General features: G+C 60.5%; 1 protein-coding gene. It reads left to right on the top strand.

Annotation, left to right across the window (positions count from 1 at the left end; all coding sequences use genetic code 11):
• Positions 1–57: 57 nt before the first annotated feature.
• Positions 58–1,652 (top strand): recombinase family protein (locus tag QH470_RS00010; RefSeq protein WP_084538274.1); only part of this gene is annotated, 1,595 nt, incomplete at its 3' end.

The raw sequence follows: 1,652 nt of genomic DNA, 5'->3' as shown, positions 1-1,652 counted from the left end.
CGAATCATAATAATATCGATCGCGAAAATACCGTGACGTCGAGAATAAGGAATCTCCATGGTGAGCGCGTACGTAGGCCCGGGGAACGATGCGGATGACGACTTGGCATCCGAACTCCCATCACTGCCAGCACCTTTGAAGGCGGGCGACCGTGCTGTCATCTACCTACGTGTCTCATCGCCGGGGCAGTTCAAGACAGACTACGACCCGGAAGGCATATCGATTCCCGCTCAACGTGTCGCCTGCCAGAACAAGGCAAATCAACTCGGCCTGACCATCGTCGACGAATACATCGAGCCTGGCCGGAGTGCGACCGAAATGTCGAAACGAGTCGAGTTCCAAAAACTGCTCGCTCGAATTCGAAACCATCAAGACGTCGACTACGTCATCGTCTACAAACTGTCTCGTATGGCCCGAAACCGGTTCGACGACGCCATCGTCATGGCCGACCTCCGCAAGCGAAACGTCACCCTGGTCTCCGCCACTGAATCCATCGACGACTCGCCGGTCGGCCAGCTCATGCACGGCATCCTCGCCACCTTCAACGAGTACCAGTCCCGCGAGTCCGGCGCCGACATCTCCTACAAGATGGGCCAGAAAGCCCGCAACGGCGGCACACTCGGCCGCGCCCGGCTCGGGTACCTCAACATCTTCGACCGATTCGACGGCCGCGAGATCCGCACCATCGGCGTCGACCCCGAACGCGCACCGCTCGTCCAGCTCGCGTTCCAGCTGTACGCCACCGGCGACTACACCCTCGACGAACTATCCGAGGAACTCTACGACCGCGGACTGCGCACCCGACCGACCCACCGCCACCCCGCCCAACGAGTATCCAAAAACAAGCTCTCGACGATGCTGCGCGACCGCTACTACCTCGGCTACGTCATCTACAAGGGCGAGGAGATGCAGGGCCGACACGAGCCGCTGATCGACGAGAACCTCTTCGACAACGTCCAAGAGATCCTCGAATCCCGGACCAACGCCCACGAACGCCGACGCGTCCACCACCACTACCTCAAAGGGTCACTGTTCTGCGGACGCTGCCAGCGGACCGGGACCGTCGGGCGGATGATCATCCAGCGAACAACCAACCGACACGGCAACGAATACCTCTACTTCTTCTGCCGCAACAAACAGAAGGGCACCTGCAACGCGCCACACATCAACGTCGCCCTTGTCGAAGACGCCGTCGAGGCGCACTACGCGACGATCCGATTCCGCAGCGACTTCATCACCAGCATCCGCAACCAGATCGCCGAAGCCATCAACGCTCAAGAGACCGCCGACCGACTCCTCCAGAAACAACTGACCACCGAACTGCAGGCACTCGACGCCCAGGAAGAGAACCTCATCGACCTGGCAGCCGACGCCACCCTTCCGCAGCCCAAGATCAAAGCCAAACTCCGCGACATCGCCCACCAACGGCGACGACTGACCGAACGCCTGGCAACAACGACCGAAGACCTGTCATCCAGCGCCCGACTCATCGACGCCGCGCTCACACTGCTGGAGAACCCCCAAGAACTGTATCGCCGCTGCAACGAACACCAGCGCCGCCTGTTCAATCAGGCAATCTTCCAACAGCTCTACATCGACGACGAGCAGATCAACGGCCACCGCCTGCACGAACCCTTCGGACAGCTACACGC

The sequence above is a fragment of the Nocardia wallacei genome (genome assembly GCF_029868745.1).
Classification (GTDB): domain Bacteria; phylum Actinomycetota; class Actinomycetes; order Mycobacteriales; family Mycobacteriaceae; genus Nocardia; species Nocardia wallacei_B.
The sequence above is the reverse complement of the archived record's forward strand: the minus strand, read 5'-3'. Positions and strand labels throughout refer to the sequence as shown.